The sequence below is a fragment of the Pseudovibrio japonicus genome (genome assembly GCF_014651595.1).
Lineage (GTDB): Bacteria > Pseudomonadota > Alphaproteobacteria > Rhizobiales > Stappiaceae > Pseudovibrio > Pseudovibrio japonicus.
Window position 1 is genome coordinate 264,662 of the sequence record NZ_BMXE01000005.1, and the last position, 26,155, is coordinate 290,816.

Annotated in this window: 21 protein-coding genes, 3 tRNA genes and 1 riboswitch; of the genes, 17 read left to right on the top strand and 7 right to left on the bottom strand. The window is 52.2% G+C overall.

What is annotated here, in order from left to right; translation table 11 throughout:
- Window positions 1-110: 110 nt before the first annotated feature.
- The 6 genes from ftsH (at window position 111) to IE076_RS15530 (ending at window position 9,075) form a co-directional block, all read left to right on the top strand.
- Window positions 111-2,036, top strand: a complete 1,926-nt coding sequence (gene ftsH, locus IE076_RS15505) for an ATP-dependent zinc metalloprotease FtsH (RefSeq protein ID WP_189437682.1) — start codon at window positions 111-113, stop codon at window positions 2,034-2,036.
- A gap of 252 nt (window positions 2,037-2,288) precedes the next feature.
- On the top strand, window positions 2,289-3,638 hold the full coding sequence (gene glmM / locus IE076_RS15510) for a phosphoglucosamine mutase (RefSeq protein ID WP_189437683.1): 1,350 nt from the start codon (window positions 2,289-2,291) through the stop codon (window positions 3,636-3,638).
- Window positions 3,639-3,905: 267 nt separating this feature from the next.
- Window positions 3,906-4,715, top strand: coding sequence for an outer membrane protein (locus tag IE076_RS15515; RefSeq protein WP_189437684.1), 810 nt, complete (start codon window positions 3,906-3,908; stop codon window positions 4,713-4,715).
- A 269-nt stretch (window positions 4,716-4,984) separates the two neighbouring features.
- Window positions 4,985-6,157 carry a phosphoserine transaminase gene (locus IE076_RS15520; RefSeq protein WP_189437685.1) on the top strand — a complete coding sequence of 391 codons (1,173 nt, stop codon included), beginning with the start codon at window positions 4,985-4,987 and terminating at the stop codon, window positions 6,155-6,157.
- A gap of 128 nt (window positions 6,158-6,285) precedes the next feature.
- On the top strand, window positions 6,286-7,884 hold the full coding sequence (gene serA / locus IE076_RS15525; RefSeq protein ID WP_189437686.1) for a phosphoglycerate dehydrogenase: 1,599 nt from the start codon (window positions 6,286-6,288) through the stop codon (window positions 7,882-7,884).
- 144 nt (window positions 7,885-8,028) lie between these two features.
- Complete coding sequence (locus IE076_RS15530; RefSeq protein WP_189437687.1) at window positions 8,029-9,075, top strand: M42 family metallopeptidase; 1,047 nt, start codon at window positions 8,029-8,031, stop codon at window positions 9,073-9,075.
- 69 nt (window positions 9,076-9,144) lie between these two features.
- Here the strand turns inward: IE076_RS15530 and IE076_RS15535 are convergent, their stop codons facing one another.
- Complete coding sequence (locus tag IE076_RS15535; protein ID WP_189437688.1) at window positions 9,145-10,065, bottom strand: DMT family transporter; 921 nt, start codon at window positions 10,063-10,065, stop codon at window positions 9,145-9,147.
- A gap of 370 nt (window positions 10,066-10,435) precedes the next feature.
- Here IE076_RS15535 and IE076_RS15540 point away from each other — a divergent pair, with 370 nt between their 5' ends.
- The 4 genes from IE076_RS15540 (at window position 10,436) to IE076_RS15555 (ending at window position 15,628) form a co-directional block, all read left to right on the top strand.
- Window positions 10,436-11,728 carry an adenylosuccinate synthase gene (locus IE076_RS15540; protein ID WP_189437689.1) on the top strand — a complete coding sequence of 431 codons (1,293 nt, stop codon included), beginning with the start codon at window positions 10,436-10,438 and terminating at the stop codon, window positions 11,726-11,728.
- Between the two features lie 37 nt (window positions 11,729-11,765).
- Window positions 11,766-13,547, top strand: a complete 1,782-nt coding sequence (locus IE076_RS15545) for a hypothetical protein (protein ID WP_189437690.1) — start codon at window positions 11,766-11,768, stop codon at window positions 13,545-13,547.
- A gap of 128 nt (window positions 13,548-13,675) precedes the next feature.
- A riboswitch (TPP riboswitch) is annotated at window positions 13,676-13,783 on the top strand.
- 169 nt (window positions 13,784-13,952) lie between these two features.
- Window positions 13,953-14,663 carry an ABC transporter permease gene (locus IE076_RS15550; RefSeq protein WP_189437745.1) on the top strand — a complete coding sequence of 237 codons (711 nt, stop codon included), beginning with the start codon at window positions 13,953-13,955 and terminating at the stop codon, window positions 14,661-14,663.
- 26 nt (window positions 14,664-14,689) lie between these two features.
- Window positions 14,690-15,628 (top strand): ABC transporter substrate-binding protein, encoded by a 939-nt coding sequence (locus IE076_RS15555; RefSeq protein ID WP_189437691.1) that lies wholly within the window; start codon window positions 14,690-14,692, stop codon window positions 15,626-15,628.
- 72 nt (window positions 15,629-15,700) lie between these two features.
- Here IE076_RS15555 and IE076_RS15560 read toward each other — a convergent pair whose 3' ends face one another.
- From IE076_RS15560 to IE076_RS15570, 3 genes are all read right to left on the bottom strand, one after another.
- Window positions 15,701-17,764 carry an adenylate/guanylate cyclase domain-containing protein gene (locus IE076_RS15560; protein WP_189437692.1) on the bottom strand — a complete coding sequence of 688 codons (2,064 nt, stop codon included), beginning with the start codon at window positions 17,762-17,764 and terminating at the stop codon, window positions 15,701-15,703.
- Between the two features lie 270 nt (window positions 17,765-18,034).
- Window positions 18,035-18,928 (bottom strand): RNA polymerase sigma factor RpoH, encoded by an 894-nt coding sequence (gene rpoH / locus IE076_RS15565; RefSeq protein WP_054665527.1) that lies wholly within the window; start codon window positions 18,926-18,928, stop codon window positions 18,035-18,037.
- 148 nt (window positions 18,929-19,076) lie between these two features.
- Window positions 19,077-20,126 (bottom strand): RluA family pseudouridine synthase, encoded by a 1,050-nt coding sequence (locus IE076_RS15570; RefSeq protein ID WP_189437693.1) that lies wholly within the window; start codon window positions 20,124-20,126, stop codon window positions 19,077-19,079.
- On the opposite strand from IE076_RS15570, the gene IE076_RS15575 reads away from it, so the two are divergent.
- The 4 genes from IE076_RS15575 (at window position 20,125) to IE076_RS15590 (ending at window position 20,941) form a co-directional block, all read left to right on the top strand.
- Complete coding sequence (locus IE076_RS15575) at window positions 20,125-20,481, top strand: DUF6476 family protein (RefSeq protein ID WP_189437694.1); 357 nt, start codon at window positions 20,125-20,127, stop codon at window positions 20,479-20,481. The genes IE076_RS15570 and IE076_RS15575 overlap by 2 nt on opposite strands.
- A gap of 90 nt (window positions 20,482-20,571) precedes the next feature.
- Window positions 20,572-20,646, top strand: a tRNA-Glu gene (locus IE076_RS15580).
- A 73-nt stretch (window positions 20,647-20,719) separates the two neighbouring features.
- A tRNA-Glu gene (locus tag IE076_RS15585) sits at window positions 20,720-20,794 on the top strand.
- A gap of 72 nt (window positions 20,795-20,866) precedes the next feature.
- Window positions 20,867-20,941: transfer RNA gene (locus tag IE076_RS15590), tRNA-Glu, on the top strand.
- Window positions 20,942-21,133: 192 nt separating this feature from the next.
- Here the strand turns inward: IE076_RS15590 and IE076_RS15595 are convergent.
- Entirely contained in the window at window positions 21,134-21,334 is a 201-nt protein-coding gene (locus IE076_RS15595; RefSeq protein ID WP_209009165.1) for a hypothetical protein, read from the bottom strand.
- Window positions 21,335-21,687: 353 nt separating this feature from the next.
- Between IE076_RS15595 and IE076_RS15600 the strand changes: the two genes are divergently transcribed.
- Entirely contained in the window at window positions 21,688-22,500 is an 813-nt protein-coding gene (locus tag IE076_RS15600; protein ID WP_189437696.1) for a DeoR/GlpR family DNA-binding transcription regulator, read from the top strand.
- Window positions 22,501-22,606: 106 nt separating this feature from the next.
- On the opposite strand, the gene IE076_RS15605 is transcribed toward IE076_RS15600, so the two are convergent.
- A complete protein-coding gene (locus IE076_RS15605; protein WP_189437697.1) occupies window positions 22,607-23,899 on the bottom strand; it encodes a hypothetical protein in 1,293 nt (430 codons plus the stop codon).
- A gap of 106 nt (window positions 23,900-24,005) precedes the next feature.
- Window positions 24,006-24,602, bottom strand: a complete 597-nt coding sequence (locus tag IE076_RS15610; RefSeq protein ID WP_189437698.1) for a DUF1134 domain-containing protein — start codon at window positions 24,600-24,602, stop codon at window positions 24,006-24,008.
- Window positions 24,603-24,903: 301 nt separating this feature from the next.
- On the opposite strand from IE076_RS15610, the gene IE076_RS15615 reads away from it, so the two are divergent.
- Together IE076_RS15615 and chpT are read left to right on the top strand one after the other, a co-directional pair.
- Window positions 24,904-25,317: a YHS domain-containing (seleno)protein gene (locus IE076_RS15615; RefSeq protein ID WP_209009166.1), complete on the top strand. Its 414-nt coding sequence runs from the start codon at window positions 24,904-24,906 to the stop codon at window positions 25,315-25,317.
- Window positions 25,318-25,410: 93 nt separating this feature from the next.
- On the top strand, window positions 25,411-26,067 hold the full coding sequence (chpT, locus tag IE076_RS15620) for a histidine phosphotransferase ChpT (RefSeq protein WP_189437700.1): 657 nt from the start codon (window positions 25,411-25,413) through the stop codon (window positions 26,065-26,067).
- Window positions 26,068-26,155 lie beyond the last annotated feature (88 nt).

The window sequence follows — 26,155 nt, forward strand, 5'->3', positions numbered from 1 at the left end:
AAAGAATCTGTGTCATTCTCAGGAAAACATAGAAAGCTCGTTAGGGTTCGCTATGATCTTGATAGAGACACGTGCGAGGATCGCCGCCACCTTGCGGTAAAGGGATCGAAATGAACACCAATTTCCGGAATTTTGCCCTCTGGGTGATTATCGGTCTGTTGCTGATAGCGCTGTTCCAGCTCTTTCAGAATCCGACCTCACGAAGCAATACGAATGAGATTGCCTATTCTCAGTTCATCAATCAGGCTGAGCAGGGTGATATCCGTGAGGTCACGATTCAAGAGCAAGAGATCACCGGCAAGTACAGCAATGGCGGTACGTTCCAGACTTATGCGCCTAGCGATGCTGAATATGTAAATGTGTTGCAGGACAAAGGTGTTCTGATCAACGCGAAACCACCTGCTGATAATTTCTCCTTGCTGGGCGCGCTGATCTCATGGCTGCCTATGCTGTTGATCCTCGGTATCTGGATCTTTGTGATGCGTCAGATGCAGGGTTCTGGTGGTAAAGCAATGGGCTTTGGTAAGTCTAAAGCTAAACTGCTGAACGAAGCTTCTGGCCGTGTGACTTTCGAAGATGTTGCCGGTATTGATGAAGCGAAGGAAGACCTTCAGGAGATTGTTGAGTTCCTGCGTGACCCGCAGAAGTTCCAGCGTCTTGGTGGTCGTATTCCTCGCGGCGTGCTGCTTGTTGGTCCTCCAGGTACTGGTAAGACCCTGACCGCCCGTGCGGTGGCTGGTGAGGCGAACGTACCGTTCTTCACCATTTCCGGTTCTGACTTCGTTGAAATGTTTGTTGGTGTTGGTGCATCGCGTGTTCGTGACATGTTTGAACAGGCGAAGAAGAACTCCCCATGCATTATCTTCATCGATGAGATCGATGCCGTTGGCCGTCATCGTGGTGCAGGCCTTGGCGGTGGTAACGATGAACGCGAACAGACCCTTAACCAGCTCCTTGTTGAGATGGATGGCTTTGAAGCCAATGAGGGTGTGATCATAATCGCGGCAACCAACCGTCCTGACGTTCTTGACCCAGCGCTTCTGCGTCCGGGCCGCTTTGACCGTCAGATCGTTGTGCCAAATCCGGATGTGATGGGCCGTGAGAAGATCCTCAAAGTCCACATGCGCAAAGTGCCTCTGGCTCCGGATGTGAATGTGCATACGCTTGCTCGTGGTACTCCGGGCTTCTCCGGTGCTGACCTGATGAACCTTGTGAACGAAGCTGCGCTTCTTGCTGCACGCCGCTCCAAGCGTCTGGTCACCATGGCTGAGTTTGAAGATGCAAAAGACAAGGTGATGATGGGTGCGGAGCGTCGTACGCTGGTCATGACCGAAGAAGAGAAGAAGCTGACTGCTTATCACGAAGCTGGCCACGCGTTGGTTGCGATGCATATGCCTGCTTCTGATCCGGTTCACAAAGCAACGATTATCCCTCGTGGTCGGGCGCTTGGTATGGTGATGCGTTTGCCTGAGAAGGATCAGGTTTCTCTGACCCGTGCGAAGTGTAAAGCTGACCTTGCTGTTGCCATGGGTGGTCGTGTGGCTGAAGAAATGATCTTCGGCTACGAGAAAGTGACCTCTGGTGCATCTGGTGACATCCAAATGGCGACCAAGCTTGCAAAAGCGATGGCTACCCAGTTTGGTATGTCTGATAAGCTTGGCCCGCTGCTGTATGGCGAAAACCAGGAAGAGGTCTTCCTCGGTCACTCCGTTGCAAAGAGCCAGAACGTGTCTGATGAAACTCAGAAGATGGTTGATGCGGAAGTTAAGAGCTTCGTGAACCAGGGTTATGAGACCGCAAACAAGTTGCTGCGTGAACATGAGGATCAATTGCATTTGATCGCACAAGGCTTGCTTGAATATGAAACTCTCTCCGGTGACGAAATCCGTAAGATGCTTGACGGTGAGCAACCTGTGCGTGACACGGGTGATGATACGCCTTCGACACCGCGTTCGACTGGTGTGCCGACCGCTGGCGCTAAAAAGCACGGTGGTGGTGAGTCGTCTGATGGACTTAAGCCACAGCCGCAGAGCTAATATCCAGCCTTTTAGCGGCGCTTAAGAGAATTGAAATGCCCGGCTGTTAAGTCGGGCATTTGTCATTTTAGTTCAGATGTTTGGATTTCTGTTGGGGTGAGGCTGGGAGTGCTGTGCCGCGAATTTCGGTTGATCCGTAACAATCAGACACATGATTTGACGGGACCAAATGTGAGCGAAGGTGTATCACGGTTTCAACTAGAGATATGGAGAGCTGTGCGCTCCGCCTTTGAGAATTCAGGGAAACGATAAATGTCGCAAAAATACTTTGGCACTGATGGGATACGCGGAGCTGCGAACAAGTGGCCTATGACCGCCGAAGTGGCGCTTAAAGTTGGGATGGCAGCAGGTGTGGTTTTCCGGCGTGGAAAGTATCGACACCGGGTGGTAATCGGTAAGGATACGCGTCTTTCCGGTTATATGATTGAGAATGCTCTGGTGGCTGGTTTTACAGCTATGGGAATGGATGTGTTCTTACTCGGCCCGACGCCGACACCAGCCGTTGCAATGCTGACACGATCTATGCGGGCTGATATTGGTGTGATGATTTCGGCAAGTCACAACCCGTTCCAGGATAATGGCATCAAGTTCTTTGGCCCCGATGGCTATAAGCTTTCCGATGAAGTCGAGCTGGAAATTGAGCGCCTGATCGACAGTGATATGAGTGCGAACCTGTCGCCCCCTGATGCGATTGGCCGCGCGACGCGCATTGATAGTACCCGTGACCGCTACATTGAATTTGCTAAACATTCTTTGCCTCGTCACCTTTCGCTGGAAGGCATGCGGATTGTGATCGACTGTGCGCATGGCGCTGCGTACAAGGTTGCCCCCGAGATTCTTTGGGAGCTTGGTGCCGAAGTGTTCCCGATGGGTGTGGAGCCTAATGGTATCAACATTAATAGCGGGTGTGGGTCTACCAAACCCGAGAAGCTTGCGCGGAAAGTTCACGAAGTGCGTGCGGATATCGGTATCGCACTGGATGGGGATGCGGACCGCGTGATCATCGTGGACGAGAACAGCAAGGTGGTCGATGGCGATCAGCTTATGGCAGTGATCGCTGAGTTCTGGAAAGATGAGGGCCGCCTCTCTGCACCGGGCATTGTGGCTACTGTGATGTCAAACCTGGGTTTGGAACGTTATCTGAAGAGCCTCGGACTTGCTCTCGAACGTACCAAGGTTGGCGACCGCTATGTTGTTGAGCGTATGCGGGAAGGCGGCTTCAATGTGGGTGGTGAGCAGTCCGGGCACATTGTTATGTCTGACTTCGGTACAACGGGTGATGGCCTCGTTGCAGCGCTGCAGATTCTCGCGTGTGTGACGAAGATGAAAAAACCGGTGTCAGAGGTGTGTAATCGGTTCGTTCCTGTGCCTCAGGTGCTTAAGAATGTGCGTTACGAGAGCGGAGAACCGCTCGCGGACAAGGCGGTTAAGGCGGCGATCAAGGCTGGTGAGGAAAAACTTGCTGATCAGGGGCGCCTTGTTATCCGCGCCTCCGGTACCGAGCCGCTCATTCGTGTGATGGGCGAGGCGGATGATGCACGGCTTCTGAATAAGGTTGTCGACAGTATCGTTGATGCCGTCCAGAAGGCGGCAGCCAATTAACTGAAATTATTGAACTTTATAGAGTAAGAAGGCAAGCATGTGCACATGCTTGCCTTTTTTGGTTTGTAATCTGCGAGATGCATAAGTAAACGTAAGTTAACTATTGGTGGTTTGCTATTTGCGTGCCGTTAGTTATTTGTTAGTAATAAATATTAGGGTTAAAAATACTAGTTAATTTATAGGTAATTCTTTCCCTGTAAAAAATGCTTAGGTTTTATTTAATGGCTACTGTCTTGCTGGGCGGGTGCCGTTTGAGAGGACATAAGCATGAAGTATTTTAGTAATTTGCTGTCTTTGACCGCAGCTGCGGTGGTTTCGTCTACAGTTGCTTATGCGGCCGATCTTCCTGCACCTGTTTTCGTGGAAGAGCCGGAGCTGCCACAAGTGGAAATCGGCGGTGGCTGGTACCTGCGTGGAGATATTGGGTACAAGATCTATAAAAGTCCGAAGACAAACTTTGCCAGCATTAACTTCAAGGATGAAGAGCTTGATCCAACTGGTGTGGTTGGTGTCGGTGTTGGTTACCGTGTAAATGATTTTCTCCGCACGGATGTCACGCTGGATTACGAATGGGATTCGGATTTTACCGGGCATGTTGACTGTCCAGGGTTGTGCGACAGTTCCTCCGGTCGCTCTGATGAATTTGCTACGTTGGATGTGTGGACAGTTCTTTGGAATGCTTATGCTGATCTGGGCTACTACAATGGCTTTACCCCTTATGTGGGGGCAGGCATTGGTGCATCTTATGTGAATGTGAAGAATGTACGCGCGACCAACGCCGACGGGCGCCGTGTCGAGTATCCGAAAGGACACAACTGGAATTTATCCTGGGCACTCATGGCAGGTACGTCCTACGAGATTGACGAGAACTGGAAGATTGATGCTGGTTATCGTTATCTCCATATCGGAGAAGTTCAAACCAAGTCATTTGACAGCTCTGGCTACGTGACTGGGATTAAGTACGACAAACTTGCAGCACATGAAGTCCGTGTGGGTCTACGTTACGAATTTGGTGGCTCTGCGGACGGCGGCTACAGTGATGTTGGGTACGACGATACGCTCGTTACAAAATACTAGGTCACATACTGGAGCGCCTCCAGTTTAAGCGTTGACCGTACGACTTGAGAGCCTGTTCTGTAACAGGCTCTTTTTTTTGCGCAAACCAGATTGAAATATTGGTTATCCACCGAGCCACACGGCGAATATTTCTAACTGTACGTTGCGTTTTATCGGTTGATTGTTGCTTTGCAAAAAAACATTTGTTGACGGGATAAGGTGTTTCGCTTAGACCCGTCGGCGGGACACCCCTCCCCAACGAGGGGCGCCTATCTGAGAGGGTAGTCATAATGACAGATACGAAGATGCCGGCCACAAAACCGGCAAACCCGAACTTTTCTTCGGGTCCATGTGCCAAGCGTCCGGGCTGGACACCTGCAGTACTAACAGGTGCGCCTCTTGGCAGATCTCACCGTGCAAAAATTGGTAAGGCGAAGCTGAAAGAAGCTATCGAGTTGACGCGTGAAGTCCTCGAAGTGCCTGCTGATTACAAAATCGGAATTGTTCCTGCATCTGATACCGGTGCCGTTGAAATGGCACTCTGGTCGCTGCTTGGTGCGCGCCCAGTGGATATGGTTGCGTGGGAAAGCTTTGGTTCCGGCTGGGTTAGCGATGTTATGAAGCAGCTCAAACTTGCGGATGCCCGTAAGATTGAAGCTGGTTATGGCGAACTGCCGGACCTGAATTCCATCAATTTTGACCACGACGTGGTCTTCACTTGGAACGGCACCACCTCAGGTGTTCGCGTTCCAAATGGTGATTTCATTCCAGCTGACCGTAAAGGTCTGACCATCAGTGATGCGACTTCTGCTGCTTTTGCGCAGGAGCTGGAATTCGACAAGCTGGATGTGGTGACTTTCTCCTGGCAGAAAGTGTTGGGCGGTGAAGCTGCTCACGGCATTCTGATCCTGTCTCCACGTGCTGTTGAGCGTCTTGAGAGCTACACACCTGCGTGGCCTCTCCCGAAGATCTTCCGCCTGACCAAAGGCGGAAAGCTGATTGACGGTATCTTTGAAGGTGCCACCATCAACACACCGAGCATGCTTTGCGTTGAAGATTATCTGGATGCTTTGGGTTGGGCCAAAGAGCTGGGTGGTCTGAAAGCACTTATCGCTCGCGCCGATGCCAACACTGCTGCGATCACCGACTGGGTTCAAAATACCGATTGGGTAGATTTCCTCGCAGTCGATCCGGCAACCCGTTCCAACACTTCTGTTTGCCTGAAGATTGTTGATCCGGAGATCACGAAGCTTGATGAAGGTGCACAAGCTGCCTTCGCAAAAGCAATCGTGGGCCTGCTGGACAAGCAAGAAGTGGCATTTGATATTGGTGCGTACCGTGATGCGCCGTCCGGTCTTCGGATCTGGTGTGGGGCGACGGTTGAAACGGCCAATGTGGAAGCGCTAATTCCTTGGTTGGATTATGCTTTTGCCGCTGAAAAAGCGAAGCTGGTTTCTGCTTAAACCTCCTTTTCCAAGTGAGAAAATTCCGGTCGCCTCGTGTGACCGGTTAACCTGACGCAAGAAGTGTATCTGGCGCCCCTAAAAAAGAGAATGGGCGGGTACCTTCGTTGACTTGAAAGGTTAGCCCGATGGCTCCTAAAGTTCTTATTTCCGACAAGCTCTCCGAAAAAGCAGTTCAGATTTTTAAAGATCGCGGCTGCGACGTAGATTTCCTGCCTGACGTTGGCAAGGACAAAGAGAAGCTGGAAGAAATCATCGGCCAATACGATGGTCTGGCGATCCGCTCTGCGACCAAGGCAACCGAGAAGATTATCAAAGCAGCGACCAACCTTAAGGTTATTGGCCGCGCTGGTATCGGTGTCGATAACGTTGATATTCCGGCGGCAACTGCCAAAGGTGTCGTTGTCATGAACACCCCGTTCGGCAATGCGATCACCACGGCGGAACATGCCATTGCAATGATGTTTGCAGTGACTCGTCAGATCCCTGCTGCGGATGTGTCTACGCAGGCTGGTAAGTGGGAGAAGTCCCGCTTTATGGGTAACGAAGTCACCTCCAAGACATTGGGTCTGATCGGCTGCGGTAACATCGGTTCTATTGTAGCTGACCGCGCAATTGGCCTAAAAATGAAGGTGCTTGCGTTCGACCCGTTCCTGTCTCCAGAACGTGCGATTGATCTAGGCGTTGAGAAGGTTGAGCTGGAGGACCTGTTCAAGCGCGCGGACTTCATTACTCTGCATACGCCACTGACCGACCGTACCCGCAACATCGTTGATGCAGACGCAATCGCGATGATGAAGGACGGTGTTTACCTCATCAACTGTGCCCGCGGTGGTTTGGTTGACGAAACTGCTCTGCGCGCTGCGCTTGACAGCGGCAAGGTTGCAGGTGCTGCGGTAGACGTGTTTGCCGAAGAGCCAGCAAAAGAGAACGTTCTGTTTGGTGCACCAAATCTTGTTTGTACACCGCACCTTGGTGCGTCGACCTCTGAAGCTCAGGAAAACGTTGCGCTTCAGGTGGCTGAGCAGATGTCCGATTATCTGGTCAACGGCGCAGTCACCAACGCATTGAACATGCCATCGATCTCCGCAGAAGAGGCGCCTCGTCTTGCTCCGTTTGTGAAGCTGGCTGAACAGCTTGGCTCCTTTGCAGGTCAGGCGACAGAGACTGGCATCAAGGGTATTCGTATTGAATACGAAGGTGATGTTGCCGAGATGAACGTGAAGGCGATGACCGCCGCTGCGCTCACCGGTGTTCTGCGTCCTTTGCTACAGACCGTGAACATGGTCTCTGCTCCTGAAGTTGCGAAAGAGCGTGGCATTGTCATTGAAGATGTTCGCCGTGAGCAGCATGGTGCTTATGAAAACTACATCCGCCTGACTGTTATCACCGAGCGTCAGGAACGTTCTGTTGCTGGTACTGTCTTTGGTGACCAGAAGCCACGTATCATTCAGATCAAGGGCATCAACATGGAAGCCGAGCTTGGTGAGAACATGCTCTATGTGACCAACCAGGATAAGCCGGGCTTCATCGGTCAGCTGGGTTCCATCCTTGGTGATGCGCAGATCAATATTGCGACGTTTAACCTTGGCCGTAAGGTTGAGGGCGAGGAGGCGATCTGTCTCGTTGAGATTGATGGCGAGATCTCCGAGGAGAGCGTGAACGAGATCGCTGCGATTGAGCAGGTGAAACAGGCGAAGCTTCTGCACTTCCCTCAGCAGGGCTAAGCTATTTAGCGAAAATAGATGAATTAAAGGCGGCCTTTGGGCCGCCTTTTCTTTTTCCCTAGGTCATATTGCTGACAGAAATTGCTTATGTTTTAGAGGGAAGCCATGATGTGCAGTGATTCCAATTTAAAGTAGAAAGCCATTATGAATATTGATTTGCTACGTCGCCTCTGTGAAACCCCAGGCGTCCCTGGGCATGAGCATCGAGTGCGTGATCTTATTCTGAAGGAAATCGAAGGCGTGTTTGACGATGTTCAAACGGATGCCATGGGTTCCCTCATTTGCCGCCGTGATGCACGCAAACCTTCCCCAAATGGTGAGAAGCCGAAGAAGGTTATGCTGCTTTGTCATATGGATGAGATTGGTTTTCTGGTCTCTCATATCACAGACAAGGGGTTCGTTTACGTCCAGCCAGTTGGCGGATTCGATCCACGTAATCTGTTTTCCCGCCGTATTCTGGTTTCGACCGATGAAGGCGACCTGAAAGGGGTTATGAACCCAGCAGGCCGGCCTGTTCATATTGCTACGCCGGAAGACCGCAAAAAAATCCCGGAAGTGACCGAGTTCATTATCGATATGGGCCTTGGTGAAAAGACCAGGGATGTGGTCAAGGTTGGCGACATGGTGACCCTTGATGAGCCACTAATTGAGGTTGGTGAAAAGGTTGTATCCAAAGCGCTTGATAACCGGGTGGCGTGCTGGCTTGGCATTGAGGCTATGCGGGCTCTGGGGGATGCGGATCATTCCTGCGAGATTTATGTTGCCTTTACCAGTCAGGAAGAAGTTGGTTTGCGCGGCGCGAAAACTGCTGCCTATGCCATCAAGCCTGATATCGGATTGGGCATTGATATTACGCTTGCTTGCGATACGCCGGGTGTTCCTGAACAGGATCAGACAACCGAGCAGGGCAAGGGTTTTGGGCTTCATGTGAAGGACAGTTCTTTCATTGCTGATCTACAGCTTGTGAAAGATATCGAAGAGCTGGCCAAGTCAGAAAAGATTCCTTATCAGCGCACCATGCTTCGCTCTGGTGGTCAGGACGGAGCTGCGGCACAGCAGGCTGCAGCTGGCGCAAAGGCTATCGGTATTGTGGTTGGTACACGTTATGTACACACTGTGACCGAGATGATTGATAAGGGCGATCTGATTGCTGCACGCGACATTCTGGCAGCCTATCTGAAGCACAACTGATTTCCTCAGTCGTTGCTTGAAAAGTTTTGCCTCCAGGCCCCAATCTCAACGGGTCTGGAGGCTTTTTTGTTAGGCGGGTACCTTTGCTTTGCCTGTCAATCTTTTGGTGAGGCGACCATCAATGAGCAGGAGGGCCGTGAAGATGGCGGCCATGCCGATCCAGTGATTGGATTCCAATCGTTCATTGAGGAAGATCGCGCCCAGAATGATTGCGCTGACCGGGATGACCAGAGTTACGGAGGCTGCGTTGGTGGCTCCGGCGAGTTTGAACAGCTGGATGTACAAAATGAAGGCAAAGCCGGTGCATGCGAGTGCGAGAATGAGGACGCTTGCCCATGTAATCGCAGAAGCCTGCATTAGTTGCTGGGCTGGTGCCACATAGAGGACTGCGGGTATCAGCAGGATTGTGGAGGCTGTGAGCTGGCCGGTTGCTAGTGCGGTAGGTGGCAGCTTGCGCAGGCGCATAATGACAAAAGCGCCGAAGGCATAACACAGGGCTGCTCCCAAAACTGCGATTTGTGGCAGGACTTGGCTGCTGGCTCCACTGAGTGCATCTGCGCCAACCATGATCGCCACTCCGATAATTCCAATCGTGGCTGCAACGAGCTTGGTTGCGGTCAACTTTTCTTCGTTACTTAGCACCTGCATGACAAGCATCGTGAAGATTGGGGTGAAAGCGTTGAGAACGGATGCAAGTCCGGCTGCGATGTATTGCTGGCCCCAGAAGATGAGCGAGAAGGGGACGACGTTATTGATGAAGCCTAGCAGGAGGAAGCTGCCAATCCACTTTGCCGAAAGCGGGATGGATTGTTTTGTAATGAGCAGGTAACCCCACATGCCCACTGCTGCAATTCCTACCCGAAGGAAGACGAGAGTGATGGGAGCAATTTCTTCCAGTGCAACTTTAGCAAAAAAGAATGAGCCGCCCCACAGGGTGCCCAGCAGCAAGAGAATAGACCAGCCGAGCCAGTCAAGTTTTTGTGCATTCATAAAGTACATTCATCTTGGTGAAATTTCTTGCAGTATGTGCAAAAAAAAATGAGTGATAGGACCTGAACTTAGTAATAACACTGGGTCTTGTTCGTGTGCCACCCGTTTTGCGAGAGAAACAATCAACAGAGGTTCACCGCGAGCGCAAAATTTATTGGTCACAGCCCAATTTTGAAGGAAAAAGGCTCGTATTTGAGGGATTGACAGATTATAAGGCGCTGTAACTGCGCCCCGGCTTTTACGCTGGGGTTTCTTATGTTGTCTCTCACGATTTGCGTTCTGAGCTGACAAGCCACTTTAAACGGAAAAGCAAATCGTATGACGGCGTATTTCAGAAATACGCTGGCAGCCGCAGGAGGGCTGAAGAATCATGGCCAACGTTGTCGTAGTTGGGTCACAATGGGGTGACGAAGGTAAGGGTAAACTTGTCGACTGGCTCTCCGAGCAAGCCGACGTTGTTGTACGCTTCCAAGGCGGGCACAATGCAGGCCATACGCTTGTTATTGACGGCACGAGCTACAAGCTGGCACTGCTGCCATCTGGTGTTGTTCGTGGGAAACTCTCTGTCATTGGTAATGGCGTTGTGATTGACCCTCATGCTCTGGTGGCCGAGATTGCGCGCCTTGAAGAGCAGGGCGTTAAAATCTCCCCGGAAATCCTGCGCGTTGCTGACAATGCTACGCTTATTTTGAGCCTGCACCGCGAGCTTGACGCTTTGCGTGAAGATGCAAGCCCAGCTGGCACCAAGATCGGCACCACCAAGCGCGGTATTGGCCCAGCTTATGAAGATAAAGTCGGTCGCCGCGCTATCCGCGTGATGGATCTGGCAAACATGAGCACACTGCCAGCGAAGATTGACCGTCTGCTGACCCACCACAACGCTATTCTGCGTGGTTTGGGCCGTGACGAGATCGCTCCAGAGACCATCTACAAGGAACTGGAAAGCGTTGCTGACAAGATCCTGCCGTACATGGATAAAGCTTGGTACATGCTGGATAAAGCGCGCCGCGAAGGCAAGCGTTTGTTGTTTGAAGGTGCACAGGGTGCGCTGCTGGACAACGACCACGGCACTTATCCGTTCGTAACTTCCTCCAATACAGTTGCAGGTCAGGCTGCAGCTGGTAGTGGTCTTGGTCCAAACTCAATCGATTACGTGCTTGGCATCACCAAAGCCTACACCACTCGTGTTGGTGAAGGCCCGTTCCCGACTGAACAGGAGAACGAAGTTGGTGAGTTCCTCGGTACCCGTGGACACGAGTTTGGAACGAACACCGGTCGTCGTCGTCGATGTGGCTGGTTTGACGCTGTGATTGTTCGTCAAACAGTTTGCACCAGCGGAATCAATGGGATTGCATTGACAAAGCTTGACGTTTTGGACGGACTGGATGAAATTAAGATCTGTGTTGGTTATGAACTCGACGGTGAGCGAATCGATTACCTTCCGGCATCCCAGGGTGCGCAGGCGCGGGTTGTTCCAATTTATGAAACCCTGCCTGGTTGGAAAGAATCGACCAAAGGCGCTCGTACCTGGGCGGAATTGCCTGCACAGGCAGTGAAATACGTGCGGCATGTTGAAGAGCTGATTGGCGCGCCAGTTGCTCTGTTGTCAACAAGCCCTGAACGTGATGACACAATCCTGGTTCAAAATCCTTTCCAGGATTAAGTCGTAGGATAAAGCTCTGGGAGCAATGGGCAGTTAAATGGCGGACTATAATTCCGTTCTGAAAAAGGCGGTAGCTGGTTTACAAGAGAACACTGGTTCTGCACGGCGTGCAGTTTATCAGCGTGCGCGAAACGCAATTGTAAAGCAACTCAAGAGTTACGACCCACCACTGTCACCCTCCCAGATTACTGAGGAGCAGCTGAAGCTTGAGGAGGCCATTCGTAAGGTCGAAGCCGAAGCTGCTCGTGAGTCTCTCGGGTTGGGGCGGCCTAAAACCACCCCAGCTCCAAGTGCGCCGCCGCCCGCGGCCACTGAGGCAGCTCCTGCTCCGTCGGCAGATGAAAAGCCCAAAGCGGGCCGTAAGCCGAAAGCTCCAGCTAAGGAAGAGCCGAAAGCGCCTGCCTCTAAAGCAGATGTGTTTAAAGAGGCCGTTCGCGCTGCGCAGGATCTTGGTAGTGCCGCGCATCAAGCCAACCAGATGGCGCGCGATCAGTTACCAGAAACGCCTGGTGAGCCGAAAGCGCCCAAAGAGCGCAAAGAGCCAGAACTTGGCGCTGCCAGCGGGAGTGTTTCGGATGAGCCCGCCGGTGTACTGCCGACCAAGGGTACTGTTGAGACAAGCGCTGAAGAGCGCGCCTGGGTGCCAGGTGAGGCTCGTCGTTCCAAGAAGGAAACAAAAGGCAAGTCGGTTCCCGAGATTGACGAACCTGCCAAGGTTAAGCCAAAATCACCCCGCAAACCTGCTTCTTCCCGCAAACCTGTTCTCGCACAGCGTGTTGGCGATGGCATTGAGCAGGAAGAGGGGCTGAAGCCATCCAACGCACGCCGCTTTGTGACTCTGATCATTGTGGCTGTCGTTATTCTTGGTGTTGCAGCAGGCGTTTACAGCCAGCGCGACACAATTCTCTCTTTGATCCTGCCGGTTGAGACAAGCGACAGCGGCGGCGCTGACGGCGTGACACCGAGTGCGGATGAACCGCTCCGGGTAGAGCCAGAGCGCACGCCAAAGAAAAACACTGATCGTTTGTTGCCATCTGACGAAGAAGCCAAAGTTGCTCCGGATGCAACGCGTGTTACAACGACCCGGATCACCCGGAACTCTTCGAGCGCGTCACAAGCAGAAACTTCAGCACAGCCGTCCGTGGTGCAGGCTCCTGATATTCCAGCTGTTCCTGTAGAAGAAGCGCCAGCTGCTCAGGTTCTACCGGTTTCAGAGCCGGAACAGCAGGTTACTGCTGTAGAGACTAATTCGGTCCCGCCAGCGGAGAGCGTTGGAACGAAAGCTGCGATCTCTCCTATGGCGCAGCAGAGCATTCTTTATGAGGAAGCTTTGAGTCAGGGCGGAGCAGGTTCTGCATCGCGTGGGAATGTGGTCTGGACACTGGATGAAGCGGATGGGGTTTCGGTCATCAAAGCGGTGGCGACGCTTCCAGCCCGGGATCTTGCGGTCGAAATGACGCTGAAGCCAAACAAAGACCAGTCCCTTCCTGCAAGCCATCTGCTTGAGCTGAACTTCCTCTTTCCCCCAGGATTTGATGGCAAGGGTGTTGAACAGGTTCCGGGCCTAATCCTCAAGACCAGCGAGTCTGCGCCTGGTGAACCTCTTGATGGTGCTGCTGTGAAGGTCTCTGACACGCTCTTCTGGATTGCGCTTTCTGATCGGGCTGAAGATCGCGAAAAGAACCTGAAGCGACTCGTGGAGCGTGAATGGATTGATGTGCCGCTGCTTTACAACACTGGTCGCCGGGCGATGCTGACCTTTGAAAAGGGTACGACCGGTAACAAGGTGATCGCTCAGGCTATCAAGAACTGGCAGTAAGCCGATTTTCTTTATTTCACTTGAATTTCAAGGGTCTTGGTTCTCTCGGAGCTGAGGCCTTTTTTCTTATATCGAATTTGCTTATCGGAAAATTTCCTTGCAAACACGCGTGGAAACGCGCATGGTCTGGCTAATCCGAGGGGTGCTTTTCTTCAAGAAAAGCTGAGATTGCGTTGAGCTAACCCTTTGAACCTGATCCGGGTAATGCCGGCGAAGGGACGGGACCTGAGCTATTTTCCCCGGATCTCCATTTCTGCATTTCTGTAGTGGGAGATCTTGCGCGGAAAATTCCAGAAATTAAGTCAAGCTCCGTTCTTCCGCCCGTTTTGATGCCCAATGCCATTGTTGGGAGCTGACATGCTGAAGCGAGCTGTAAAACGAATTCTTCGAAGTTTGTTCGGGATTTTGCTTTTTGTCCTCCTCTGGGAAAGTGTGGTTCGGATTGGAGAGTTTCCTCCGTTTCTGTTGCCAGGTCCGGCGGCGGTTTGGGCCGCTTTTCTCAATCAGGGTGCGTTTTTGTTGTATCACGCAGGGATTACTGCCTGGGAAACTGTTCTGGGCTTTATCTTTGGCGTGAGTGCAGGGGCATTGCTGGCCATTTTGCTGTCTATGTCCCAACGGGTGCGTTCATTTCTGCTTCCGCCCATTGCGGCAATTCAATCTCTTCCGGTCTTTGCGATTGCGCCACTGCTGGTGCTGTGGTTCGGCTTTGGGCTGTCTTCCAAGGTGGTGATGGCTGTGATTGTGATCTTCTTTTCTGTTACCTCAACCTTCTTCGATGGCTTGCGGAGGACGGATCAGTCGCTGCTTGATCTTGGAAAGCTTCATGGCCTCAATCGTTGGCAGATGCTGCGGTATATCCGCATTCCGGCTGCCTTGCCGTCGCTGGCGTCAGGCATGCGGATTGCAGCGGTTTTTGCGCCGATCGGAGCGGTGATTGGAGAGTGGGTTGGTGCAAAGGGAGGACTGGCTTTCATCATGTTGCAATCCAATGCGCGTATGCAAACGGCGACTATGTTTGCGGCGTTGATCCTGCTTGCATTGATGGTGCTGAGCCTGCGGGCGGTTGTTGAGTTTGCCACTTCTCGGATGATTTATTGGCAAAAAGAGAGCTAGCTCTCAGAGTGTGAGGACATAACCTTATGAAAAAACTAGGTATGCTGTTTGGTGCGGCGATGCTTGCAAGCACAGTTCAGGTGCAGGCGGCGGATAAGCTGACTGTGTTGCTGGACTGGTTTGCAAACCCGGACCATGCACCAATTGTGGTGGCGAAGGCGCGCGGCTTTTTTGAGAAGGAAGGTCTTGATGTTGAGCTGATTGAGCCGGCTGATCCGTCCATGCCGCCAAAGCTTGTTGCAGCGGGGCAGGGGGATATTGCCGTTTCCTATCAGCAGACGCTGCATCCGCAAATTGATGAGGGCATGCCGTTGATGCGTATCGGGACGTTGGTGTCAACGCCTCTGAATACTCTTATCGTTCTGGAAGATGGGCCGATCAAGACAATTGCAGACCTGAAGGGCAAGCGGATTGGCTATTCCACATCCGGTTTTGAGAGCGCCATGCTTGGCAAGATGCTTTCCACTGCTGGCCTGAGCTCAGATGATGTGGAGATGATCAATGTGAATTTCTCGCTGTCTCCTTCCTTGATGACAGGTCAGGTTGATGGGGTGATTGGTGGTTACCGCAATTTTGAGCTGAACCAGATGGAGATTGAGGGCGCAAAAGGGCGTGCGTTCTATCCGGAAGAAAATGGTGTGCCGGTTTATGATGAGCTGATTTATGTGGTGCACAAAGATAAACTTGATGACCCACGGCTGAAGAAGTTTATGAACGCTATTGAAGCGGCAACCGTTTACCTGCTGAATAACCCGCAGGATTCATGGCAGGGGTTCCTTGAGGTCTACCCAAATCTTGATGATGAGCTGAACAAGCGGGCATGGGCTGACACGCTTCCACGCTTCGCGAGCCGTCCGGCTGCGCTGGACGTTGGGCGTTATGAGCGGTTTGCGAACTTCCTGATAGCACAGGGGCTCATTAAAACAGCGCCCCCGGTTGAAACTTACGCGGTTGAACTGCGCTAACCCATATAGGTCTAAACTAATTTGAGAGCCTCCGAGTTTCGGGGGCTCTCTTTATTTGTTTGCCAAATGCTATTACTGCGCTGCATCCTTGATCGCTTCGTGCTCAGCCAGATCGCTGAAGATGTATTTTTCAAAGGCGGCGTAGATGGAGTGGTATTCCCCCTCAGAGAGTGATTTACATTCATCCATCAGGGTGAGCGCCTTTTTCTTATCGTTCTCCTCGAAGAGTGCGTAGACCATGCTGCAATGGGTGTTCTTGAGCTTGAGGAAGCTTTCCGAGAAGGCCAGAGAGGGATCTCCCAGCAACGCAAAGGAACGCATCTCGTAGCGACTGGTTTTGACGGGAATGGTCTCCAGCATGGCCAGTTCCTGCATCTGGCCCCGAGTGGTTTCGCAGATAAGGAGGTTGTGGCCTGCTTCTTTGCAGTGGCGGGCCAGATCGTCGGCCAGATCAACGCATTTGCCAAGCGGGGCGTATCTGAAATGCCGCCGTGTGCCGGTTTCGCCAAGTGTGGCTAATCCGGTTGCGATGCCGATGTCGAGGGTGACCGCGTGGTCTTTCATATTCTTATGATTGAAATTGAAGCGGTCCTTAAGGTTGAAGCGTTTCATCTGCTTCAGCATTTCGAATGCCGTACGGCAGGCGTGGGATGCGTGGAAGGGATCATCAAGCGGAGCGTTCCAGTAGGCGCTCAGGCCAGCGGTACCCATAGTGTTCAGTGTGCCATCGTGCACATGTACCTCGTCCAGATGGGCGCTTTGGAAGCCGTTGGAGAAGCCTGCAAGGTCCTGAGGAGATAAACCCTCATAGTAGCGGTGAAAGTGCCTGATATGGGTCGAGAGGCTCGTGATCTCGCGCTGTTGGCCTTCCAGGGGTAACGGGTCGGCGTTTGAGAGCAGGCGCTGCATTTGTTTTGGTGAGAGGATGCCCGTAAACCGCTCAGTGGTTTGGGTGCGGTGGCTCTTGAAGGTAACCCGCCTGATTGTGCTGGAGAGCGTGAAGATGAGCAGAATGATAAGCGACGGATAGAAGGGTTCGAGAAGCCTGTTCTCAAGTGCAAACTGGTGGAATGCGGCGGCGTTTATTGTGAAGAGAGCGAGCAGGGTGAGGGTGAGAGCCGTCCGGAAACTCTGCCTTGCTGAAATGACGGCAATGACGCCTCCAAACAGGAATAGTGCGGCAATTTCAGCGTACTGTGCCCATGATGGGATGGCGACGAAGTTGCCGGTGTGCAGTGTGTGGAGTGCCTGTGCGTGTCGCTGTGAGCTTCTGGATTGTGTGCCGATGACAAAGATGCTGCCCTCGGCAGGGGGCCAGTTTTTGAGGGTGGCACTGTCCGTCAGGATTTGCTCGGCGCTGAGGATATAATCAGAGGCTGCTCGCGGATTGAAGATCATCATTTCGCTGTTTGCGCTGACAGGAATGTCGAGTGACGGGCTTTCCAGTTGATAGCCTTGTGCAGTCTTGGTGAGTTGGAATTGCTGCGCTGCAGATGGGTTTGCCTGCTTCCAGGCTTGTAAGGCGAGCGAGGCGTGATGCTCTGTTTTACCTTTGAATTGAAGAGGGTAGAGCAGGGCGGAAGAGCCATGTACATAGTCATCGTTGCTCTGGTATCCAACCGCTTGGGAGAACCTTAAGTAGTTGGAAAGAGGCGGTTTTTTTGCGACTGCCTCAGCTTCAGGCCGGTTCAGAATGACTGGGTAATGCGAGATTATGGTTTGCAGGAGTAGGTCGTGATTTGGGTAGGTCGCCCTTAAGGAGGGCTGTAGCGTGTCGTAGATTCGGCTTCGCAGAGTGGGCGAGGCAAGATCAGCTTTTCTGAGGTCAGCATCGATGATCAGAAGCTTGGGATTATGCTCCCCCAGCTTTTGAAGGATTTGCGCGAGCTGCAGACGCTGATACACCGGCTCCTGCGCTGGATCGGCTGATTCCGGGCTTAGGTAAATTGTGTAGACTGGTGCGCCTGACGTGGTGTTGGGCCACGCCAATTGCAGTGCAGTTTGGCTGAAGTATCCGACATTCTCTAATACCTGCGGGTAGAGGATGCGGACAAGTATAGCTATTGCTATGAGTATAAAGGATAGGACCGCAGCGAGTGCGCGGTTGGTCTTTGATAGCCAGCCAGAGCCGAACATGTCATTTCCCCCCAAGAGGGGAAGCGACCCTACTCACCTAACATCCCCTCATTAATTAACCTTAGGAGAGGCCTGAGGGTACGACAAGCTTGGCTGTTTATTTAAAAGCGCGTTCTTACAAGTTATTTGTATTTTAGATTAATTCAATTCAACTTTTATGCATTTGCGCCACTTAAAGCCTTTTGCAGGCTTCTGGGCCTGACAAACTGCTTTAAGGTTTGTCTCTGTGTGTAGTTGACAGTAACCCGATCCCCCGTAGGGGAGCAGGTATTATGCGCCCGCTTGCTGACCAGCCATGGCCATTGCGCTTTCCTGAACGGCCTTTTGAACTTTTTCGAAAGCTCGCACTTCAATTTGGCGTACGCGTTCGCGGCTAACACCAAACTCGGTTGAGAGTTCTTCCAGAGTAATCGGGTTCTCGGAAAGGCGGCGTGCCTCGAAGATACGTGTTTCACGCTCGTTCAGAACGCTCATTGCACTTTTCAGCATATCGCGGCGCACGTCGTATTCTTCCTTTTCAGCCAGAATAGCTTCCTGACTTTCGGATTCATCGACGAGCCAATCCTGCCATTCACTGGATTCACCCTCGCTGGAGCGCAGTGGTGCGTTCAGAGAGGAGTCACCACCCAGGCGGCGGTTCATGGAAACGACTTCTTTTTCGGTCACGCCAAGCGTTGTCGCAATCTGCTCGACCTGATCGGGACGCAGATCACCATCCTCAAACGCCTGAATCTTGCCTTTGACGCGACGCAGGTTGAAGAACAGGCGTTTTTGATTGGCAGTGGTGCCCATTTTCACGAGCGACCATGTGCGCAGGATATATTCCTGAATGGATGCCTTGATCCACCACATGGCGTAGGTTGCCAGACGGAAGCCTTTGTCCGGCTCAAAACGTTTTACAGCCTGCATGAGGCCTACGTTACCTTCGGAGATGACTTCGCCCAGTGGCAAGCCATAACCGCGGTAACCCATTGCGATTTTAGCAACGAGGCGCAGGTGAGAATTTACAAGCCTTTCGGCAGCTTTAGGTTCGTCGTGTTCCCGGTAGCGCTTGGCGAGCATGTACTCTTCCTGCGGCTGAAGCATCGGGAATTTTCTAATCTCATCTAAATAGCGGCTTAGACCGCCTTCGCCACCCGTGAGGGCTGGTAGGTTACGGGCCATAAAGCACCCCTCCTTGCTTAGTGTTCCCGCCTGATCGGAGGATCAGGCTTTTCGGCAAACACACTGGTGCCTTCAGATAAAGCGCACCTGAAGCTTTTATATGGGAACATTGTGGCCAAAACGCTACCAGATTGGTAATTTTTTTGGCCTAAATTTTTCGTAATGATTCAAGAATTCCAGCAAAATCAGCGGGTAAGGCCGATTCAAACTTCATGAATTCCTGCGTTCTTGGGTGTGCAAACGCCAGAAGACCTGCATGAAGGGCCTGACGCTTGAATTCCTCTAACTGGCTTTTCAATGGTTCCTGAAATTTATTATATTTTGTTCTGAAGCCAGATCCGTAATCCATATCACCTATTAGCGGATTTCCGATATGGGACATGTGCACCCGAATTTGGTGGGTTCGGCCCGTTTCCAGACGGCATTCAATCAGGCTTGCGACTGGCACTTCATCTTGCGGACCAAATCTCTCTTGAACCTGCCAGTGGGTGATTGCATGGCGTCCACCTGTCTTTAGGACCGATATCTTCTGGCGGTTTGCAGTTGAGCGGGCAAGGTTGGCGTCTACTGTGCCTTTGATGGCTGTCGGGGCGCCCCAGACAAGTGCTTTATAGGCGCGTTCCAGTGGGCCAGTTTTGCCGTGGTCTGCAAACTGGGCGGCGAGGCCCTGATGCGCCATGTCGTTTTTGGCGACGACGAGCAGGCCTGTTGTGTCTTTATCAATGCGGTGCACGATGCCGGGGCGTTTGACACCGCCAATGCCGGACAGTGACGTGCCGCAATGATGGATCAGGGCGTTGACCAGTGTGCCGGTTGGGTTGCCTGCACCCGGATGAACGACGAGGCCTGCGGGTTTGTCGATGACAATGAGGTCGTCATCCTCATAAACAATCGTAAGCGGTATATCTTCCGGCTGGGGTTCAGCAGCTTCTGGCTCAGGCACAATAAGAGTGATTGTATCTCCGGCAGAGACTCTATATTTAGGCTCCAACACCGTGCGCTGGCCAATTTGAACCTGACCAGCCCGGATCAGGGCTTGAAGTCGGTTGCGGCTGAAGTCATCTACATGCGCAGCAAGCACAGCGTCCAGACGGCGACCAGTATCTTCTGGTTCCGGCACAATGACTGTTGGTTGTTGCTCGTTGGTAATCATAGAGTTTGTGAGTGGCTGGATGCCCTCAGGAGATTTATCGTTCATGCGTGATCCTAATAATGACAGCGATGAAACTGTACAGGACGAACTTGATCCAGCAGCTTTGCGGCTTCAAGGAAAGCTGCGTCGCCTTTTGATGGGGTCAAGCCTTGTCATGGTGCTCGGCTTATTGGCTGTCTTTGCGGCTATCTTCTATAAGATTAATGCCAATAATTCCAATGTTAGCGCAGATAATATTGCTGCAACCATTGCTATTGGCCCTGAAGCACAGGTTGTTTCCGTCACTCAGATGGACGGAAAACTCGTGGTCTTGATCAGAGAAGGTGCGGGTCAGGCGCTGGTCTATATTGACCCAGTTACCGGACGACAAATCGCTCGTACAGATTTTGTTGCGAGATAGGTGGATAAACCCCCTTTTCTTTTGAGGAGGGGGCTTGCCAAGGGCGGAATTAGCAAATATACCCCCGTCCATCGCGAGAGCGAAGCCTAGGCGCCCATCGTCTAGCGGTTAGGACGCCGCCCTTTCACGGCGGAAACAGGGGTTCGATTCCCCTTGGGCGTACCAAAGGCTTCTTTTGCGATACCAAGCAGTTATCTGCTTGAAGGCAGGACTTTTAAAAGTCTTCTCACTTTGGTGAGCGCCCATCGTCTAGCGGTTAGGACGCCGCCCTTTCACGGCGGAAACAGGGGTTCGATTCCCCTTGGGCGTACCATAGTTGTCTTCACAACCCCGAGTGGTCATCCGCTCGAAGACAGAGCTTTTTGTAAGTTCTCTCACTTTGTGAGCGCCCATCGTCTAGCGGTTAGGACGCCGCCCTTTCACGGCGGAAACAGGGGTTCGATTCCCCTTGGGCGTACCACTTCTTTTCTTCCCACTACATCGTTATGGTCTTTCTTGCTGGCAACGGTTCAAACATCGTGTCTGACGCACATTTGTGTGCCGGATTGTCTGCTGTGTGTTTTGATGCGTCCGGTAACGCTATATGGCCGCCCCCGAGGTGGGGGATGCTGCGCCTTCACAGGAATGGGTGGAATTTGAAGCAGGTGCGGTTTTAGAACCAGCGTCCGTTTAGTCCTGCGCCGAGGTGGTGGTCGTCCTTGTCCACATCTGCCCAGAGCTTGTCGTCTGCCTGCGTTTCCGTGGTGATGACTTTTTTAAGACTTTCGCTGAGCTGAGCATTCATTTCTTTAAGATCATCGATGTTATCGAGAACTTCGATGCGGGCCTCAGCAGTCTGGAGTTCGTTTTTCAATGCAGCCTTTTTCTTTCCAAAATACCTATCGGCATTGTATTGCCGTTCCATTACCCGAGTCACAATTTGTCCCTCTTCGCTTTTCTAGCTGAACTTTGATAAGACAGTGTATTGATCCGCCCGAGGTTTAACGAGTTTCTTTGGGCGGTATCATGACAAACATGGAATAAGTTGCAGCTTGTCCCCCTTTTGTGGACTAGTAATACTAACTGTAGGGGAGGTGAGGCAAGAGAACTTTTGTTTTAACTGATCTAATAGTTCTCTGGCTGCATCTGTGCTTTTGGCTATACTGCTGTGAATCATCGCAGAATACGACTGGTGGCAATGTATAAAAAAAATATCGGGGCTGTTTCATGATGCTGGTTTCACGCCACAACTCTATTCTTGATATCGCGAGAGAGAGCGGGAAAGTGGAAGTTGACGAGCTTGCCGCGCGGTTCTCCGTCTCGCCTCAAACAATCCGCAAGGATCTGAAAGAGTTGAGCGACCAAGGCTTGCTGACCCGTGTGCATGGCGGTGCGTTGCTGGCGTTTGGTGTTGAGAACCTGGGCTATTCCGCTCGTAAGGATCTGGCTGGAAAAGAGAAAGAGGCAATCGGTCAGACGGCAGCGGGGCTGATCCCGGATCGTGCATCCTTATTTGTGAATATTGGGACCACCACAGAAGCGGTGGCGCGGGCGCTGATCCAGCGTAGTGGTCTCATGATCATCACCAACAACCTGAATGTGGCGAGTACGCTGCGGCCATTTTCGGAAAATGAAGTCATCATCTGCGGCGGTCATGTGCGTGCCACTGATGGCGGCATCGTAGGCGAGGCTGCAGCCGACTTCATTCGGCAGTTCAAGGTGGATTTTGCCGTCATTGGCGTGTCTGCTCTGGATAGTGATGGGGCGCTGCTGGATTATGATTACCGCGAGGTCTGCGTCGCACAGGCGATCATAGAGAATGCGCGGCATGTTATTCTGGTGGCTGATCAGACCAAGTTCGAGCGTTCGGCGCCGGTGCGCATCGGTCACATCTCTCAGGTGGATACGTTTGTGACGGATACGCTGGTTTCTGATGAGTGCCGGAAGCTTCTGAAGGAACATGAGGTTCGGTTGGTAGAAGTGGATGGCAACGGGCCGCAGGAGCCGGAAGGTGGCGTTGTGAGCGCCAGTGACGCGTGAACCTGATGTTCCGATAGCCCATTAATGAGATTACAAAAGAGGCGCCCTGAGGCGCCTTTTTAATTGGTGTGAGTGGTGTAGTAGCCGGAGTGTGCCGCCTTGCGCATCAAGCGCGTGAGTTGCCTGTCTTTCTGGCCTCTGCAATGCGCTCGGCCAGATCTTTGTCAGGCTCTGGGGCAGGAGATGCCTTGTCGGCCTTTTCCGAGGGCGCACTTTTGGGTGCTGCTGGTTTGCGGGTGCGCGGCTTTGTGGTTTTGGTCGCGGTGCGTTTGGCGCGTGTCGTCTTTGGCTTTGCTTCTGCCTTTGGCGTGCTGGCAGCAATGGAGCTGAGGTCTTTCAGGACTTCATCATACTTTTCCGAGAGCGGTGGATTTTCTGCGATTGCTTTTGCCGTGATTTGGGCTGCCAAGTCTTTCAGTTCGTTACGCAGGTCGACTGCTTCTGCGATCTTGGAGCTGCTGTTGACTCTGTCCTCGAGCTGCTTTGTCAGCTTTTCGATGGTTTTCTTTGCTTTTTCCAGATCGTTCTCGAGAGTTTTCATAGGCCCGGGCGTTTTTATATTTGGATTTTGGGAGGTGCGTTTGGCAGCTTTTTCAAGCTGGAGCGCGTGTTTGAGGTTGTCGCGCTCTCGTTCGAGCGAACTGTAGCGGCTCTTGAGCTTTGTAAAGGACTGGGTGGCGAGTTCGGCAGCTTCCGCAGGTGAGGTGGGTTTGTGCTTGGTTTCCGCCTCAGCGGTCATCTCTGACACTTGTTTTGAGATCTGGGTCGCCAGCTCTGCCAGTGGATTGTCCATGTCCTGAATGTCGGATGTGTCGATTGGGGTAACAGGCTTGGTTGTGCCTTCTTCCTCATTCAGTTCCGTATCCAGCTCACGGATTTTATCGCCAGCGGCCTGCTCGTTGAGTTGGATGATCTCGGCAGATGCGGCCTGATTGGTAGCTTGTGCCGGGGTGTCATCCTTGGCTTCGACCTCTGGCTCCGTGGTGATACGATCATCAGCGGAGAACGGGATTGGGTCTGATGGATTTCTGCGGCGGAGGAAGCGTGTGGCTTTCTGGGCCATGTTTTTGCGTTCGCGGGCTGACCTGAGCTGTACGACGCTGAGCTCTTCCTTAAGCTCAGCAAGCTGGGCTTCTGCGGTTGCGCGGGCGGAGGCGTTTTGCGCGAGTTTTTCCATCATGCCCTCGAGGCGGACCTCCATCTGACGGATCGCGATGGCATGTTGAGCGCGCAGTGCATCCTTTGCCATGGTGGCACGGGCATAGCTTATGGGGTTGGACGTCTCGATCGCTTTGCGCGTGAGGCGTACAGCACGGCCCCAGATAAAGGGGAGGGCGGCGAGTGCTAGAATGCTCGCGAGAAAGAAGCCCAGTGCAATGTATAGTGCAATTTCAATCACAAACTATGCCTGATCTGTTGAACGGGTGTGAGGGACTGCTGCAGACTCAAGCGCATTCTCTCACACTCTAACTTGCCAAAATATAACTAACGCAGGGTTAGTTATATCAGAAAGGATTCCATGTTGGCTTCCTAGTAAATTTCAAATAGCCCATATTGACGCCAAGACGGGCTCCAACACCTGCGCGAACAGGGACAACGAAGATATCGTTGTTGGACAGAACCTGCATACCAAAGCCGCCAACGAAGTAGGCTGAGCCCTTCGCGCCAACGTAGCGGCGATAGATGGCGTCCACGCTTGGCAGGTCGTAGACCAGCATCATAACGCGGGCACCGTCGCCGCCCACATCAAAGCCCAATGAGGGGCCTTGCCAGAAAATCTGGTGGTTGCCGGCGTTGCGTGTGTACAGCGTTCCTTCGCCGTAAGCAGCGCCTGCGAAGAAGGCGGCGGAGCCTTCCTGTCCAAGAATGTAGCCGTTTGGCTCACCGTACTGTTGAACAGCACGCTCAACGACCTTTGCGAGGCCGGTGGAGATGGAGCCGAAAAACTCGCTGCCTGCTGTGAGGATATCTTTCTGGTGGTAACGCGATTGATCAACAGGCGTTTGTGCAAATGAATGTGTGTTCAGCGCCAGCAGAGCGAAAATGGCGCAAAGGACGATTGCAGCTTTGTTGCGCATATTGGCGAACAGGCTCGTCATCATGCCAATGTCTCCTTCCAAGAAACCCGAGTATTTGGATTGTTCAGAGCAATCTCAATCTTAAGGGCATAGTGCAATTTTTAAGTACAACAAGTTAAAATGCTTTACATCTACCCAATGGTTAGTCGGGGTATAGCTGGGTAAATGATGCGTATCCCGTTGGCAGCTGTTGCTAATTTCGTAACTGTGTCGAACTTGCCCATTTAGTTAATGCAGGTGATTCGGACTCTGGATGGACATTCCCATGATTTCTGATGTTTTCTACAGAAAATTTGCTCGAACGGCCAAAATTCTCGGTGTTTCGATGGTTTTTCTGTCCAGTGCCTCGGTTCTTGCCGCAGAGCAGGAGCGGTACACCTATACGCTTTCCATGAGTGATCCAGTGTCCTATCAGGTCTCGGAAATTCCCGAAAAAGGGCGTGAAGACGTTACGCTGGCGTGGGGCGGACGGATCTGGGCGTTTACCAATGAGGGCAATCGGGAGGCGTTTCGACTTGATCCGGAGGTCTATGCCCCATTATTTCAGGGATGCGATGCCCTCTCACTTGCGCAAGGCTATCGAGCTGAAGGATTGGCGAAAATCTACCTTGTTTATGACCAGCGGTTGTTGCTGTTTCAGAGCCGGGAAAACCGGGCTTTGTTTCTAACCGCACCGGATATATTACTTGCCAAAGCACAAAATCGTGCAAGTGATGTAAAATGCGGTCCATATCAATGATGTCCTGCTTGGAATTAAACTGGCAGGAATGTACCTTTTTCGCCACATCTCGAATCAATCATAGGGCCAGTTGGCCAACGTTCTGGAGCGGTTATGTCAGTATTTAAGGATTTGTCTTCTCTTGATCTTTCCGCACTTCTTGTGAGCCGCGTGTGTCACGACATCATTTCACCTGTCGGCGCCATCACTAACGGTCTGGAAGTGCTGGATGAAGAAGGCAATGAGGACATGGCAGATTTTGCGATGGATCTTATTCGCAAATCAGCGCGCCATGCTTCGGCTAAACTGCAGTTCGCGCGCCTTGCGTTCGGTGCTGCCGGATCTGCTGGCGCCTCCATTGATACGGGGGATGCGCAGGAAGTTGCTGTTGGATACATGAGCACTGAGAAGGCAAATCTGGAGTGGAACGTTCCGCGTCTGCTTTTGCCGAAAAATCAGGTCAAGCTGATCCTGAACCTTCTGTTGCTCACCAAGCAGTGCGTTCCACGGGGCGGGACCATTACCATCAGCATGGATGGAGATGAAAGCGCACCAAACTTTGTCCTGAAAGCGGAAGGCACGAATGCGCGAATCCCTCAGGATGTGAGCGAGATTCTTTCCGGACAAGAGCCTGAGCGCATTGATGCCCACACTGTTCAACCGATATATGCGGTTTTGTTGGCAGCAGAAGCAGGGGTAAATGTGGAGCTGCTGAAAGACGGTGATGCTGTCATATGCAAGGCAAATACTCAGGTTGCGGAGTCTGTGTGATTACCTGACAAAAACACCCACTGATTGTGGGTTGGATGAATCTTGCAATTTTTCAACCTATGTTAACCGTTTCGCTTAACACTCAACC